The 13544-nt window shown below is 72.2% G+C and carries 15 protein-coding genes and 1 pseudogene; 3 read left to right on the forward strand and 13 right to left on the reverse strand.

Annotation, left to right across the window (positions count from 1 at the left end; translation table 11 throughout):
- Positions 1-6: 6 nt before the first annotated feature.
- From csrA to DEJ09_RS07185, 13 genes and pseudogenes are all read right to left on the reverse strand, one after another.
- Entirely contained in the window at positions 7-285 is a 279-nt protein-coding gene (gene csrA / locus DEJ09_RS07130; RefSeq protein ID WP_071403899.1) for a carbon storage regulator CsrA, read from the reverse strand.
- Between the two features lie 4 nt (positions 286-289).
- The gene (locus DEJ09_RS07135) at positions 290-1255 is read right to left on the reverse strand and encodes a hypothetical protein (RefSeq protein ID WP_146245691.1); all 966 of its coding nucleotides are present in this window, start codon (positions 1253-1255) and stop codon (positions 290-292) included.
- The gene (locus tag DEJ09_RS07140) at positions 1230-3284 is read right to left on the reverse strand and encodes a flagellar biosynthesis protein FlhA (RefSeq protein WP_027465543.1); all 2055 of its coding nucleotides are present in this window, start codon (positions 3282-3284) and stop codon (positions 1230-1232) included. Before DEJ09_RS07140 ends, DEJ09_RS07135 begins: the two co-directional genes overlap by 26 nt.
- Positions 3281-4474, reverse strand: a complete 1194-nt coding sequence (locus DEJ09_RS07145; RefSeq protein WP_111088049.1) for a flagellar biosynthesis protein FlhB — start codon at positions 4472-4474, stop codon at positions 3281-3283. The genes DEJ09_RS07140 and DEJ09_RS07145 overlap by 4 nt, the downstream gene beginning before the upstream one ends.
- 4 nt (positions 4475-4478) lie before the next feature.
- Positions 4479-5237, reverse strand: a complete 759-nt coding sequence (locus tag DEJ09_RS07150; RefSeq protein WP_071403902.1) for a flagellar biosynthetic protein FliR — start codon at positions 5235-5237, stop codon at positions 4479-4481.
- Positions 5237-5512 (reverse strand): flagellar biosynthetic protein FliQ, encoded by a 276-nt coding sequence (locus DEJ09_RS07155; RefSeq protein ID WP_027465541.1) that lies wholly within the window; start codon positions 5510-5512, stop codon positions 5237-5239. The genes DEJ09_RS07150 and DEJ09_RS07155 overlap by 1 nt, the downstream gene beginning before the upstream one ends.
- Positions 5513-5521: 9 nt before the next feature.
- On the reverse strand, positions 5522-6358 hold the full coding sequence (gene fliP, locus DEJ09_RS18290; RefSeq protein ID WP_027465540.1) for a flagellar type III secretion system pore protein FliP: 837 nt from the start codon (positions 6356-6358) through the stop codon (positions 5522-5524).
- Positions 6359-6664: 306 nt separating this feature from the next.
- Positions 6665-6853: pseudogene (locus tag DEJ09_RS18295) on the reverse strand (flagellar biosynthetic protein FliO); the annotation flags it as partial.
- Positions 6854-6920: 67 nt separating this feature from the next.
- Positions 6921-7625: a flagellar motor switch protein FliN gene (gene fliN, locus DEJ09_RS07165; protein ID WP_111022848.1), complete on the reverse strand. Its 705-nt coding sequence runs from the start codon at positions 7623-7625 to the stop codon at positions 6921-6923.
- On the reverse strand, positions 7625-8503 hold the full coding sequence (locus DEJ09_RS07170) for a flagellar motor switch protein FliM (protein ID WP_084740413.1): 879 nt from the start codon (positions 8501-8503) through the stop codon (positions 7625-7627). The genes fliN and DEJ09_RS07170 overlap by 1 nt, the downstream gene beginning before the upstream one ends.
- Before the next feature lie 143 nt (positions 8504-8646).
- A complete protein-coding gene (locus DEJ09_RS07175) occupies positions 8647-9576 on the reverse strand; it encodes a flagellar motor protein MotB (protein WP_110863814.1) in 930 nt (309 codons plus the stop codon).
- 2 nt (positions 9577-9578) lie between these two features.
- On the reverse strand, positions 9579-10403 hold the full coding sequence (locus tag DEJ09_RS07180) for a motility protein A (protein ID WP_071244627.1): 825 nt from the start codon (positions 10401-10403) through the stop codon (positions 9579-9581).
- A gap of 1 nt (position 10404) precedes the next feature.
- On the reverse strand, positions 10405-10707 hold the full coding sequence (locus DEJ09_RS07185) for a flagellar FlbD family protein (protein WP_110863815.1): 303 nt from the start codon (positions 10705-10707) through the stop codon (positions 10405-10407).
- Between the two features lie 128 nt (positions 10708-10835).
- Here DEJ09_RS07185 and DEJ09_RS07190 point away from each other — a divergent pair, with 128 nt between their 5' ends.
- From DEJ09_RS07190 to DEJ09_RS07200, 3 genes are all read left to right on the forward strand, one after another.
- A complete protein-coding gene (locus DEJ09_RS07190) occupies positions 10836-11912 on the forward strand; it encodes a hypothetical protein (protein ID WP_111088051.1) in 1077 nt (358 codons plus the stop codon).
- Between the two features lie 109 nt (positions 11913-12021).
- On the forward strand, positions 12022-12861 hold the full coding sequence (locus tag DEJ09_RS07195; protein ID WP_111031791.1) for a DUF4397 domain-containing protein: 840 nt from the start codon (positions 12022-12024) through the stop codon (positions 12859-12861).
- A 14-nt stretch (positions 12862-12875) separates the two neighbouring features.
- Positions 12876-13508, forward strand: a complete 633-nt coding sequence (locus DEJ09_RS07200; RefSeq protein WP_181433296.1) for a class F sortase — start codon at positions 12876-12878, stop codon at positions 13506-13508.
- Positions 13509-13544: the final 36 nt, after the last annotated feature.

A 13544-nucleotide genomic window follows, 5' to 3' on the forward strand; every position in this document is an offset into this window, starting at 1 on the left:
GGACGGCTAGGAGTCGGTCGGTCCCGACGGGGTCGAGCCGTCCGCGGCAGCGCCGCCACGTGCCCCGAGTGCCGCGCGCAGCTGCGCCTCGGCGTCGTCACCGGCAGCCGCGGCCTCGGCGTTCGCCTCGGCGACCGCACGCACGACCTCTTCGCGCTGGATCTTCACGCCGCGCGGGGCGTCGATGCCGATCCGGACGCCGTCGCCCCGGGAGTCGAGCACCGTGATGACGATGTCGTCGCCGACGAGGATCCGCTCGCCGACCTTCCGCGTGAGTACCAGCACCCGTTCAGCCTAGCGACACGACAGGGAGCCCCAGCAGGTCCACCGACCCGGGCGTGGCGGTCTCCCCCGCACCGATCGCCACGACACCGACCACGGGCAGCCGCGAGGCCACCGCGGACACCATCGCGGCCGAGTCCGCCGGCTTCCGCCCGACGTCGACCACGACCCACACCTGGTCGGCCTGCAGCGCGTCGCCGGTCGCCCGGTCACCCCACGCGGCGACGGCGAGCACCGCGTGACCGTCCCGGACACCGTCGGCCCGCGCCAGGATCGCGGCACGGCGGTCGGCGGCGTCCGTCGGGCGGAGCGCGTGCCGCACCGCGAAGAGCCCGGCCGCCGCGTCGACGTCGTTCGGCCGCCCGACCAGGAGCACCAGGTCGCCGTCCGCGGACCGTACGGCGGGCGCGGTGGACCGGGCCACCGGAGCAGGCGAGGGCGCGTCGAGGACGCGGGACGGGCCTCCCGACCGGGGCTCGACGACCGGCTGCGCGACGGCCACCGCCTGCGTGTCGGCCACCGTCTGCGCGTCGGCGGCGGCCTGGAGGCGCGGGTCGACCCCCGTGGGCGCGTCCGGCTGGGACGGCGCATGCGTCGGGCGCGGGGTGCTCGGCGTGATGCCGTCCGCCTGGAACCCGTCGAGCACCGACGCGAAGGCGTCGGCGCGCGTCGTCGCGGTGCCGTCGGTGCCGGCGATGCGTGCCTCGGCTGCCTCGGCGTCGGCGAGCAGCGCGGCGATGCCGACGCGCTGCACGGGCGAGTCGGCGATGACCACCCGGGCGGTGGGCTGGTCCCCCGGTTCCGGCACCTCGACGGTGGCCTCGACGTGCGCCTTGCGGAACAGCCCGCCGAAGCCCGGCGTGGTCACGCGTTCGGCCGCGACGATCCGCGCACCCGCACCGAACTCGGTCCGGACCGCGTCGCGGAGGGACTCGAGCGTGGCGCCGCTACGCTGCAATCGGGTCGGCGGCACGGACCACTCCCACGGTCTCGATGGTGGAGCCCGCGGCGGTGGCCTCCTGGTACGACAGCACCGGGAGCCCGTTCGACTGGGCGGCGACCATGCGGTGCACGGCCGGGCGGAGCTGCGGGGCGCAGACCAGGACGGCGGAGAGCCCCTGGTCCTCCACGGAGCGCACGGCGTCGCGGACGGAGCCCAGGACCTGCTCGATGCGGTGCGCGTCGAGCACGATCTGGCTGCCCTGCTCGGACGGCCGGAGCCCCTCGAGCATCGACTGCTCGAGCATCGGGTCGATCATGATGACGCGGAGGGTGCCGGCATCGGTGTGCCGGGCGGCGAGGGCCGGTCCGAGGGCTGCACGGGCGGACTCGACGAGCCCCTCGGGGTCGGTCGACACCTTGGCGCGGAGCGTGAGGGCCTCGCAGATCCGGCCGAGGTCGTTGATCGGCACGCGCTCGGCGAGCAGGCCCTGCAGCACCCGCTGCAGTTCGGCCATCGAGAGCATGCCGGGGACGAGCTCCTCGACCGCGGCGGGGTTGACCTGCTTGACCCCCTCGGTCAGGACCTTGACGTCCTCGCGGGTGAGCAGGCGCGCGGCGTTGTCGCCGATGACCGCCTGCAGGTGGGTGACGAGCACGGAGACCCGGTCGATGACGGTCGCGCCGGTCATCTCGGCGGCGTGCCGGAGCTCGGCGGGCACCCACTTGCCGGTCAGGCCGAACACCGGCTCGACGGTCGAGGTGCCGGGCAGGCCGTCGAGGTGGTCGCCGAGTGCCAGGACGCTGCGGGCGGGCGCGGTGCCCCGACCGGCCTCGACCCCGGCGATGCGGATGGCGTACGTCGACGGCGGCAGGTCGATCGAGTCGCGGGTGCGGACCGGCGGGACGACGATGCCCATGTCGATCGCGATCTTGCGGCGGAGGGCGCGCACCCGGCCGAGCAGGTCGTCGGAGGCGCCGGACACCATGTCGACCAGGTCGGGGGCGAGCAGGATCTCGAGGGCGTGCACGCGCATCTGTTCGAGCAGGTCCTCCGGGGTGTCGCCGGTCGGTGCCGCGGCCGCGAGTGCCTGCTGCTGGGCGGCGTCGGCCTCGGCCCGGGCGGCGTTCCGGCCGATGCGCCAGCCCGTGAAGAGCAGGGTCGCGCCGACGAGCAGGAAGGGCAGGATCGGCATGCCGGGGATGAAGCCCATCGCGATCGCGGCGACACCGGCGATCATCAGGGCGTTCCGCGACTGCGACAGCTGGGTCGCGGCCGATGACCCCATCTCGGACTCGGCGCCGGACCGGGTGACGATCATGCCCGTCGACACCGCCATCAACAGCGCCGGGATCTGCGTGACCAGGCCGTCGCCGATCGTCAGGATGCCGTACTTCGACAGCGCGTCCGTGGCGGACAGTCCGTTCTGCAGCATGCCGATCGCGATGCCGCCGATCAGGTTGATGATGATGATCAGGATGCCGGCGATCGCGTCGCCCTTGACGAACTTCGACGCACCGTCCATCGCGCCGTAGAAGTCGGCCTCGGCGGACACCGCGGCACGGCGCTCCTTGGCTTCCTGGTCGGTGATCAGCCCGGCGTTCAGGTCGGCGTCGATCGCCATCTGCTTGCCCGGCATCGCGTCGAGGGTGAAGCGTGCCCCGACCTCGGCGACGCGCTCGGCACCCTTCGTCACCACGACGAACTGGATGACGATGAGGATGAGGAAGATGACCGCGCCGATGATGATCGACCCGGAGACGGCGACGTGGCCGAACGCCTGGATGACGTCACCGGCGAAGCCCTCGCCGAGCACCAGCCGGGTGGACGCCACGTTGAGGCCGAGGCGGAACAGCGTCGCGACGAGCAGCAGGGACGGGAACACCGAGAAGTCGAGCGGCTTCTTCACGAAGAGCGTCGTGAGCAGGATCACCAGCGCCAGCAGGATGTTGATGATGATCAGGAAGTCGAGCAGGAACGACGGCACCGGCAGGATCAGCAGCAGGATGATGCCGACGATGAACACCGGGACGACGAGCTTCGGCAGGTCCTTGCGGTTCATGCGGGGAGTCCTTCGGTCTGGTTCTCTGCGGTGCGCGGTACGCGGAGCTTGCGGGGGCGGAGGTCACCGGTCAGGGTGGCGGGGTCGATGACGCTCGCGACCTCGTCCGGAGTGGTCGGCCGCGGCGGTGCGTGCGTGCCGGCAGCGGTGCCGCGGGCCTTGAGCGCCATCACGAAGGACAGGACCCGGGCCACCGGCGTGTACAGGTCGACGGGGATCTCGTGCCCGAGCTCGCACGCGGCGTGCAGGGCCCGGGTGAGCGGGACGTCGCGGACGATCGGCACCCGCTCTTCCTCGGCACGGGCGCGGATCACGTCGGCGACCGGGCCGGCCCCCTTCGCCACCACCCGGGGCGCGGACTTGCCCGGCTCGTACTTGATCGCGACGGCGTAGTGGGTCGGGTTCGTCATCACGACGTCCGCGGTGCCGATGGCCTGGATCATCCGGTTGCGGCTCATCGCGAGCTGACGGGAGCGACGCTGCGACTTCACCAGCGGGTCGCCGTCGCTCCGCTTGTTCTCGTCCTTGACCTCGCGCTTGGTCATCATCGTGCGCTTCCGGTTGCGGCGGATCACCACGAACACGTCGAGGGCTGCGAGGACGAGCCCGGCGACGATCGCGGCGCGCAGCAGGGTGCCCGACCCGGCGGCGGCGGCCTCGAGGACGGCCGACAGCGGCAGCGAGCCGCTCGTCATCAGGATCGGCATGAGCCCCTGCACCGCGAACCACAGGACGAGCCCGACCACGGCGGTCTTCAGCAGCGCCTTCGCCCCGTTCCACAGCGCCTGGGTGCCGAACACGCGCTTCAGTCCGGCGACGGGATCGAAGTGGTCGGGCTGCGGCGTCATCTTGCGGAAGTGCACCCCGCCCTGGGTGACGGCGGCGGCGAGCACCGCGACCGCGACGACCGCGAGCATCGGGCCGAGGGTCGCACCCATCGAACCGAGGGCGTCGGCGAGCAGGGCCTGCACGGCACCGAGCTCGGGGTCCTCGATGACCCGCTGCACGGCGAGGAGCTGGTCCTGCCCGGCGGCCGCGGCGTTGCCGATCGCGGCAGGGATCATGAGCGCCGCGACGGCGATCCCGATCCACGCGCCGAGGTCCTGCGAGCGACCGATCTGGCCCTTCTCGTGGACCTCGCGCATCCGCTGCTGGGTTGCCTGTTCGGAACGTTCTCCGCTGTCGGACACGTCGTCACCCCCGTCCCGTGATCGCCTCGACGGCGTCGCCGGTCAGCGAGGACACCACCGAGGGCAGGGCCATGAAGAGCGCGCCGGCGAACAGGACGGTCAGGCCGATCTTGATCGGGAAGCCCATCTGGAACGCGTTGAGCGCCGGTGCCACGCGGGTCAGCAGCCCGAGGCCGACATCGGCCAGGAACAGCACGACGACCAGCGGTCCGGCGATCTGCAGGGTGGCGAGGAACATCTGCGACATCGCCGTCACGAGCATCGACGCGAGCCCGTCCACCGCGAAGGTGCCGGTGAGCGGCACGGCGTCGAACGACCGCACCAGACCGCCGACGATGAGCTGGTAGCCGCCCGAGGTGAAGAGCAGCGCGAGCGCGGTCATCTGGAACAGGCGGGTGAACTGGGCGCCGTTGACCTGGGACTGCGGGTCGAACGCCTGCGCGAGCGTGAACCCGCCGAACAGGTCGATGAGCGCACCCGCCGACTGGACGGCGGCGAACACCAGGAACACCAGGAACCCGAGGGACAGCCCGACGACGAGCTGGGTGAGCAGGGCGAGCAGGAACGGCCCCGTGTCGAGCGACTCGTAGCCGACGGCGACGCGCGGTGCGACGCCGATGGCGAGCCCCAGCCCGAGGATCACCTTGACTGTGCCGGGGAACGCCCGGTACGAGAACGGCGGCGCGATGACGAAGAACGCGACGAGCCGGACGCCGGCGAGCATGGTCGCCTCCAGACGGTCGGCGTCGATGCTGAGCTCCATCAACCGGCCCCGAGCAGCTTCGGGATCATGTCGAAGGCGACGTGCGTGAACGCGATCATCTCCGAGATCATCCAGTTGCCGCAGACCACCAGGGCGATCGCGACGGCGACGGCCTTCGGCACGAACGAGAGCGTGACCTCCTGGATCTGCGTCACCGACTGGAACAGCGAGATCGCGAAGCCGACGACGAGCGAGGTGATGAGCACCGGGGCGGCGAGCTTGCCGGACACCAGGAGCGCCTGGAGCACGAGGTCGATGACTGCCTGCTGGTTCATGCGTGCCCCCTAGACAACGTGGTAGCTCTCGATGAGCGACGTGATGATGAGGCCCCAGCCGTCGACCAGCACGAAGAGCAGGATCTTGAACGGCAGCGAGATCATGACCGGCGGGAGCATCATCATGCCCATCGACATCAGGGCTGCGGAGACGACGAGGTCGATCACCAGGAACGGGATGAAGATGACGAACCCGATGATGAACGCGCTCCGGAGCTCCGAGATGATGAACGCCGGGATCACCGTCGTCATCGGCACGTCCGCCATCGACTTCGGGTTGTCGAGCCCGGCGGCGCGGGTGATCAGGGCGACGTCCTCGTCGCGGGTCTGGTGGAGCATGAAGGTCCGCAGGGGCTTCGTGCCGATCTCGACGGCCTGGTTGAAGTCGAGGTGCCCGGCCAGGTAGGGCTGCAGGGCGTCGTCGTTGATGTGCCCGAGCACCGGTGCCATCACGAACAGCGACAGGAACAGCGCCAGTCCGGCGATCACCTGGTTCGGCGGGATCGACTGCAGCCCGAGCGCGTTCCGGGTCATCGCGAGCACGACGAAGATCTTCGTGAACGACGTCATCATGAGCATCAGCGCGGGTGCGACGCTCAGCAGCGTGATGCCGATGAGCGTCACCACGGCCGACGAGGGGGTGCCGTCCGGGCCGTTCACGCTGACGCTGAAGTCACCGGTCGCGGGGGCGGTCGGGGTCGCCGGGGCGGTGGGTTCGACGACACCGGCGGCGTGCGCACCCGTCGTCGTGAGCATCAGGAACCCGGCCACGACCGCCAGGCCGAGCAGGACGAGGGCGACGAGTCGACCCGACCGTGCCAGCCGGTGCGGCCCTGCCGCGGTCACCCGGCCCGCCGGTTCCGCAGCGCAGCGGCGGCCTGGCGCCAGGTGTCGACCGACAGGATCGAGCCCTGCAGCTGCTGCGCGCTCGGCACGGCGCGCTGCGGGCGACGGTTGCGCGGGCGCATCGGCAGCGGCGCGACGGCGCTGGTCGCGTCGGTCGCGCGTCACGTCGTCCGTGTCTGCCGGGAGGCCCGTGGTGGCGTCCGACTGCTGCGCGAGTTCCCGACCGAACGCGTCGGCCGACGGGGCGGGACGCACGGGCAGCGCCACCGGTCCGGTCACGATGGTGAGTTCCGGCGCGGGCGCCTGCCCGCTGGTGAGCAGGTTGACCCCGTGCTCGGACACGCCGAGCACGAGCCGCTCCCCCTCGACGTCGACCACGACGACGCTCGCCTTGCCACCGATGCCCTGTCGACCGACGACCTCGACGGTCGCGGCACGACGGCCCGACGGCTTGCCCGAGAAGCGCTTGCGGCTCGCGCGGTGCAGCACCCACATGAGGGCGAGCACGACGCCGAGCGAGAGCGCGACGCGGAGGGTGACGACGAGGGTGTCCACGTGCGGGTCAGACCGTTTCGGCGACGTCGAGGATGCGGGTGATCCGGACCGCGTAGTCCTGGTCGACGACGACGACCTCGCCGTGCGCGATGAGGCGGCCGTTCAGCAGGACGTCGGCGGGGGCACCGGCGCTGCGGTCGAGCTCGACGACGGCGCCGGGCTCCATGCCGAGCACGTCGCGGACCGACATCCGGGTGCGGCCGATCTCGACCGTCAGGGTCATCTCGACGTTGTTGATCCGGCCGAGGTTGCCGGCGGGCAGGTTCGCCACGACGGGCGCCGACACCGTGCCGTTCTCGCGGATCCGGATGCCGAACCACCCGGCGGGCAGGCCACCGGCGGTCAGTTCGAACACGACGGTGTCCGGGTCGGCCAGCAGCGACGCGGCCGACTCGCGGTTCGCCTCGCCGAGCACCCCGACGCCGAGGACCCCGGCCGCGGCCTCGAGTGACGGACGCAGGACGTCCGTGACGGCCACGATGCCGTGGTCGGTGCCTCCGGCGGCCGTGATCGACTCGAGGTCGGTGAGCACGAGCGCCAGGTCGGCCGACAGGCCGCCGACGAACGAGGCGACCACGGCGTCCGTCGCCGCGTCGAGCACGACCGGTGTCGCGCCTCCAGGCAGGAGCACCGCGGTCAAGGGGGCGGCCGTCGGGAGCTGCGCCGCGAGCGACTCGGCCGCTGCGGTGTGGAGGGTGGTCGTTTCGGTCATCAGTGCTGCTCCGTGCTCGTGGTGGTGACGACGATGCCGGCGAGGCGCGAGCCGTTCGCGCCGACCGCGGCGGTGCCGACGGGTTCGCCGTCGACCGCGATGGTGAGGGGCCGGTGCTGCGGGTGCGGCAGCGGCAGGACGTCGCCGACGGCGAGCCGCAGGACCTGCGTCGGCAGGACCGCGGCCGGGGCGAAGCGCAGGCTGACGCCCACGGGCACGCTCTCGAGCTGCGCGTCGAGCAGGGCTCGGGCGTCGGCGGGCGACACGTGCGCGGCGGCCTCGCCGAGCTGCGGCAAGACGGCCTCGGCCGGCAGGGCCAGCGTGCCGGGGGCGATGCGGTCGCCGACCCGGATCGAGAACGAGGCGACGATCATCAGGTCGCCCTTCTGCGCGGCCTGGGCGAACTGGCTGTTGAACTGGAACCCGCCGACCGTGACGTCCTGCGCGAGCAGCCCGCCGAACGAGTAGCGGAGGTCGTCGAGGGCGTCCTCGACGATCTTGCGGACCAGGGCCTGCTCGATGGGCGTGAAGGTGCGGTCCGGCGTCGGCAGCGGCTTCGAGGCGCCCAGCGCGTGCGACACCCACGTCAGCGCGGCGTCGAGCGGGACCTGCAGCACGCCCTTCGGGGTCAGGCCGGTGATCGGCAGCAGCACCATGCCGGTGAGCGCGGGCAGCGACGCGGCGTACTCGTCGTACGTCGTCATCTCCACCTGCTCGCAGGTGACCTGGCTGACCGCGCGGACCTTCGCCGTCAGCTGCGTGCCCCACTGGCGCGCGAACGTCTCGAAGGCGAGCTCGAGGACCCGGGCGTGCTCACGGGCCAGCGTCGACGGGCGCGCGAAGTCGTACACCTCGGGCGCTGGCAGGGTCTCGGTCACGGGTGCGTCTATCGGTCACCTGTGGGGCACCCGTCAGTGCTGTACCCCGTAGTGGGGCGGTGGCGGCAGCGCTGGTGCCCTCCGGGCGCTGCGTGTCGCAGCCCTGCTGCGCTGCGTGTCCCAGCCCTGTTGCGCTGCGTGTCTCAGCCCTGCTGTGCTCCGTCCTGCGCCTTGGCCAGCGCTGGCATGAGGGCGCTGACGTCCTGGTCGGCGTTCGACAGGACCACGATGTCGACCCGCCGGTTCAGGGCGAGGTCGCGGTCCGTGCCGCCCTTCGCCAGCGGCCGGCTCGACCCGAACCCGACGCTCTGCACGTGGTCGCCGGGCATCCCGCCCCGCTCGACCAGGTCGCGCAGGACCCCGGTCGCCCGCGCCGCGCTGAGCTCCCAGTTGGTGGCGTACGGCGCGGTCGAGTTCCGCTGGTCGGCGTGCCCCTCGACGCTGACGTCGTGGGCGGAGGTCTTCAGCACCGGCGCGATGGCGTCCATGATCGACCGCGCCTGGTCGGACAGGTCCGCGCTGTTCGTGCCGAAGTACGTCTCGCTGCCGATCAACCGGACGATCAGGCCGCGGGCGTCCACGGTGAACTGGACGTTCTCGGTCTGGCCCGCCTTCGCCAGGTTGCGCTGGATCGCACGCTCCAGCTTCGTCAGGTCGTCGAGCTCGCGCTTCGCCTCGGCGAGGTCCTGCTTGCTCGCCGTCGTCGGCACCACCGTCGACGCGGGGTCGACGTTGGTGTCCTTCGTGCCCGACGACGCGGTCGAGTGGTCGGCCTGGGACTTGTCCGTCGAGTAGCCGGAGCCGTCCTCGACCTGGTCCTTCGTCACGACGGTGCCGCTCGCGGTGTCGATCTTCTGTGAGTCGACCTCGCCGAAACCGGTGGCGAGCGACTGCTTCAGCTGGATGTACTTCTCCTGGTCGACGGTGGACATCGCGAAGAGCACGAGGAACATGCACATCAGCACCGTGATCATGTCCATGTACGACGCCATCCAGCGCTCGTCGGGGTGCTCGGCCTCGTCGTGGGACTTCTTCGCGCGACCGCGGCCGCGGCCCCGGGGGTTGGCGCTCACGGTCAGGCCGCCAGCTGCTGGTCGTCGGCCGCGTCGGCCTTCTTGCCGGCCTTGCCGGCCTTGCCACCGGTGTCGGCGCGTGCAGCGGGCGGGACCATGGCCTTCAGCCGCTCACCGAGCAGGCGGGGCTGGCTGCCGGCCTGCACCGCGAGCAGCCCCTCCATCAGGAGCGTCTGGCGGTCCGACTCGAGCTGGGCGAGCTTGCGCAGCTTGCCACCGATCGGCAGCCACATGAAGTTCGCGGTCAGCAGGCCCCACAGGGTGGCGACGAACGCGCTGGCGATCAGCGGTCCGAGCTCGTCGGGCTTGCCGAGGTTCGCGAGCACGTGGGTCAGCGAGACCACGGTGCCGATGATGCCGACGGTCGGGGCGAAGCCGCCGAGGCCCATGAAGAACGCGCTCGCGCTCCGGGTCGGGGCCGCGTTCGACTCGATCTCGTCCTCGAGCAGGATCCGCAGCTCGTCGCCGTCGGTGCCGTCCGCGATGTTCTGCAGCGCCTTCTTCATGAACGGGTCGTCGTGCTTGTCGGCCTCCTGCTCGAGGGCGAGCAGGCCGTTGGCGCGGGCGGTCTCGGCGAGCCCGACGACGTCGTCGATGACCGACGCCGGCGGGGTGACCTTTCCGGTGAACGCCTTCGGCACGGCCTTGAAGCTGGCGATTGCGTCCTTCAGTGTGGTGCTGGCGATGCCACAGCCGATGGTGGCACCGAACACGAGCAGCATCGGGGCGGGCAGGAAGAGTCCACCGAGCTCGACGTGCTCCATCTGGACCATGCCGAACAGGGCGCCGAAGGCGAGCAGGATGCCGACGATCGTTGCGATGTCCACGTCAGCGACCCCCGTCCAGCGCGCGGCCGTGCTGCGTGGAGCGGAGTGCGGCGACCGGGGCGAGCGTCGGCTGCGGGCCGGTGTTCGTGCTCGAGCGGGGGGCCTGGTCGGTGCCGTAGGCCATGCCGACGATGCGTGCGCGGTACGCGGCGATCAGGTCGATGACGTCGGCCATCGACTCCCGCACGATGTACTTCGCACCGTCGACCATGATGAGCGTCGTGTCCGGCGTCTCCTGGATGCGCTCCACGAGATCGGGGTTCACAGCGAATCCGCTGCCGTTCAGTCGTGTGACGACGATCATGGCCCGTCCTGGTTCTCGATCGTCCCGCCGCCGTCCGTGGGGCGGGATGCGGGCCCGTCCGTGGGCCTGCACGGAGGACTATCGGCGGGTGCGACGGGTGCGTTAGCGACCGTCACTAGCCTGGATCGGTGATCGATGCCTCGGACCTGCTCGCCCACCCGCGTGGCCGGCGCTTCTGCATGGAGCTCGTCAGGGGTGTCCAGGACTCCGACGACCCGGCCGTCGTGCAGCTCGGCCACCTGCTCTTCTGGGCGGAGCACCACCTCGGCGTCGAACGCGGCGACGACCGAACGCTCTTCGGCATCGGTGGTCCGGTCGAACCCGATCCGGCTCCGGACCTCGCAGCGGTGGCGAGCGCACTCGAGGCGGTGTCCCTGCCGTCCGTGGGCGAGGACGACGTCGTGGTCGCACTCGAGTCGACTGCGGAGAGCGCGCTGTGGTGGCAGCAGCCCGATGCGCTGGACGCGCTCCTCGCCCGGACGGAACTGCTGGCCGCGCTCCGGCGGCTCGCTCGGTGGGCGGTCGACAGCCCGGTCGTGCGCAGGCTCTTCGACCCGCAGGGCGGAGCACGGACCGTCGAGTTCGACGAGGACGAGCAGCCCCGACGTCCGGGAGCGGCAGAGGCGCTCGCCGACTGGTCCCGGGAGCTGCGCCGCGAGGACGCCGAGGGGAACCCGGGGGTGGCCAGCGGGGTGTGGTGGACCACGCCGCCGTGGCCGCTCGCGCAGCACACGCGAGCGCCGTTCCCGTCCGCCGGGCCGTTGGCGCTGTGGGCGGTCGAGGACTCCTTCGGGCAGGAACGCGCCGTGGTCTCGGCCGTGCCCGCCGATGCCGCCGCGCGCGTGTGCACCGTCGACGGTCCCGCCGACTGGGCTGCGCTGTGCCGACGCTGGCCGCTCGACGTGACGCGGACGACCCGACGGAACGACTGGGCCGTGGCGACCGGACGGCAGGGTGACTGGGTGCTGCCGGACTGGTCCGCGGTGGCCACCGAGTACGACGTCGTGCACCTGACCGTCGCGGGCTGGTTCCGCACCTCCGGGCTGGCCGTGCCGGTCGACGGCAGCCGCGCGAGCGTCGTCGCGGGGTGGACGCCGGACTCCGCGTACCGGCTCACCGACCGGGGAGGGGACGAGGCGGTCACGGGCGATCCGGAGACCTGGTCGCGTCCGGGCAACGCAGGGGTCTGGCGCCGTCTCAGCTGATCCCCAGGAAATCGCTGCATCCGATCGGGGTGCTCCGGCGGTAGTGGGGGTACGACGTCGACGACGACGTCGTCCGCACCGGCCCGGACAGGCCCGAAGGAGACACGTCATGCGCAAGACACTCGCCACCGGCCTCAGCGCCGGTGTCCTGTTCGCCGCCGCTGCGGCCGTACTGCCCGCGACCGCTGCGACCGCCGCCACCGGCGAGGCGACGCTCTCGGTCCTCCACGCCGTCCCGGACGTCACCGTCGACGTCTACCTCGACGGCGAACGTGCCATCGACGACTTCACCCCGGGCACCCTCGCCGGCCCGATGATGGTGCCGGCCGGTGCACACCAGCTCGCGATCACCGCCTCGGACGCAGCCGACGCGTCGAAGCCGATCATCGGCCCGGCGGACGTCTCGTTCGACGCCGGCGGCAACTACACCGCCGTCGCCCACGACGCCACGGACGGGTCGCCGACCGCCACGGTGTTCACCAACGACACCTCGGCCGTCGCGGCCGGCCAGGGACGCCTGGTCGTCCGGCACGTCGCCGCCGCACCGGCAGTCGACGTCCTCGCCGGCGGGAAGGCCGTCGTGTCGAACCTGTCGAACCCCGACGAGCAGGCACTCGAGCTGCCGGCCGGCACCGTGTCGGCGACCGTCGCCGCCACCGGGACCACCGACCCCGTGATCGGCCCGGCGGACGTCGCGGTCACCGCGGGCTCGTCGACCATCGTCTACGCCTGGGGCAGCCTGGACGACGACAACCTCGCCCTCGCCACGCAGACGATCGCGGACCTCGGTGGCACGCCGAACGGCGTCCCCGCCGGGAACGCCGGTCTCGTGGCCACGAACGACCAGGACCCCCTGCCCCTGGTCGGCGCAGCGGCGGCCGCACTGGCCGCCGCTGCCGCGATCGGGGCCGTGGTGCTCCGCCGCCGGCACGCAGCGACCCGCCGCTGAACGTGCCACGCCCCGTGCGGTCCGCCACGGTGACGCTCGTCGTCGCCGTGGCGGCCGCCGCCCTGACCGGGTGCTCGTCGGCCGGGACCACCCCCGGCGGGCAGCCGTCCGTCCTGCCGACCACCACCCCCACACCGGTCCCGTCGGCGTTCTCGACCGAGGTCCCGCAGCAGGCCGCCACGATCCCCCCGGTCCGGGACGCCCCCGCCCCCACCACCATCACCGTCGACCACGCCGGGATCAGCGCGCCGATCCGCCCCGAGGGGGTCGACGAGGACGGCGCGATGGCGCTCCCGCCCGACCCGGCGACCGCGGGCTGGTACCGGTTCGGTGCCGCACCGTCGTCCACCGAGGGCACCGTCGTCATCGCGGCCCACGTCGACGCGGTCGGCTACGGCATCGGCCCGTTCTCCCGGCTCGGCGACGCCCCGACCGGCACCCGGGTCACCCTGACCGACGCGGACGGTGCCGAGACCGCGTGGCGCATCGACTCCGTCAGCATGCTCGAGAAGCAGGGACTCCCCTGGGGCGAGGTGTTCCGTGACGACGGACCACGACGGCTCGTCCTGGTGACCTGCGGCGGGACGTTCGACGCAGCCACCGGACACTACGAGAGCAACCTCGTCGTCACCGCGGTCCCGGCCTGACCGTGGCGACGATCCGCCCCCTACGATCGGATCGTG

The organism is Curtobacterium sp. MCLR17_055 (genome assembly GCF_003234305.1).
In the GTDB taxonomy this organism is placed as follows: domain Bacteria; phylum Actinomycetota; class Actinomycetes; order Actinomycetales; family Microbacteriaceae; genus Curtobacterium; species Curtobacterium flaccumfaciens.

Excerpts from the sequence above, each read along its gene's own strand:
- DEJ09_RS07185 (WP_110863815.1), bottom strand. The coding sequence starts at position 10,707 with ATGATCGTCGTCACACGACTGAACGGCAGCGGATTCGCTGTGAACCCC.
- DEJ09_RS07150 (WP_071403902.1), bottom strand. The coding sequence starts at position 5,237 with ATGGAGCTCAGCATCGACGCCGACCGTCTGGAGGCGACCATGCTCGCC.
- DEJ09_RS07140 (WP_027465543.1), bottom strand. The coding sequence starts at position 3,284 with ATGAACCGCAAGGACCTGCCGAAGCTCGTCGTCCCGGTGTTCATCGTC.
- DEJ09_RS07195 (WP_111031791.1), top strand. The coding sequence starts at position 12,022 with ATGCGCAAGACACTCGCCACCGGCCTCAGCGCCGGTGTCCTGTTCGCC.
- DEJ09_RS07155 (WP_027465541.1), bottom strand. The coding sequence starts at position 5,512 with ATGAACCAGCAGGCAGTCATCGACCTCGTGCTCCAGGCGCTCCTGGTG.
- fliN (WP_111022848.1), bottom strand. The coding sequence starts at position 7,625 with ATGACCGAAACGACCACCCTCCACACCGCAGCGGCCGAGTCGCTCGCG.